This is a genomic window from Corynebacterium sp. HMSC074A09 (genome assembly GCF_001811545.1).
GTDB lineage: Bacteria > Actinomycetota > Actinomycetes > Mycobacteriales > Mycobacteriaceae > Corynebacterium > Corynebacterium hiratae.
Window position 1 is genome coordinate 1 of the sequence record NZ_KV805120.1, and the last position, 955, is coordinate 955.

Consider the following 955-nt stretch of genomic DNA (forward strand, 5'->3'; position numbering starts at 1 on the left):
GATGGTGCCTTGGGGAAGGTATCGAAGGCCTGGCGTGGTGTGATGTGCATTTTGCCGACCAGCAGTGATTGGTGCCGTCGTCGCTCGTTGTAGACCTGACGATATTCAGCCAGATATGTGTTGACCTCAGCAAGGCTGACTGGGTGGCGTGCATCGAGGAACTGGGTCAACGTGCGGTGAGAGCGTTCGTCTTTTCCCTGGGTTGTCGGGGCGAAACCAGCAATAGCAAGAACACCTTGGCTAGCGAGCCAAGTTTCAGTAGCAGAGAGAAAACCACGGTGATAGGTGGCGAACGCATCGCCATTGTCGGAAAGGATTTCTTGAGGTTTGCCGTAGGCAGCGAACGCTGCGGCCAGTACGGCGCGCGCATCAGTACCGTTTTCTGGCAGAGCGAACGCTGTGGTTCCGACATCGAATCTGCTGGCATCATCGATAATCTGGTAAATCGTGACATGCGTGTGGGCATGGTCAAAGAGGCGATAGACCAGTCCATCGATTTGCCAGAGTTCACCGACGAGATCACGGGCGAAGCGCTTATAGGAGCTGCGGGGGCGTTTGCGGGCATTGGCATCAACAAATCCCAGCTCATGAAGCCACGAGGCGATTGTAGAACGCGATGGGGTGGAATCTGGGCCTGAAGTGTCAAACAAGAAGTAGTAGATCGACCAAGGCCCATAATCCAAGCCTTGCTCCATCAACTCCTGTCTGGCGTGGACGACTGCGATTTTATCGGCCTCGTCAAATTTCTTCATCGGATTCTTCGGGGCAGTCGAATCAGGCACAATACCTGCGCGACCCTTCTGCGCTATCCGGCTTTTGATGTTGTGGTACGTCTGCCGCGAGATTCCTAATTCTTTGCAAAACTGTGTGACCGTCTTGCCGTCACGAACGGGATCGAAATCTGCGACCTTTCTACGCTTATGCAATGGAATAGCCATCCGGCTATTCCACCGCC

1 protein-coding gene is annotated in these 955 nt (G+C 54.2%); it reads right to left on the reverse strand.

What is annotated here, in order from left to right:
- Nucleotides 1-938 (reverse strand): integrase core domain-containing protein (locus HMPREF2807_RS02320; protein ID WP_158010521.1); only part of this gene is annotated, 938 nt, incomplete at its 3' end.
- Nucleotides 939-955: the final 17 nt, after the last annotated feature.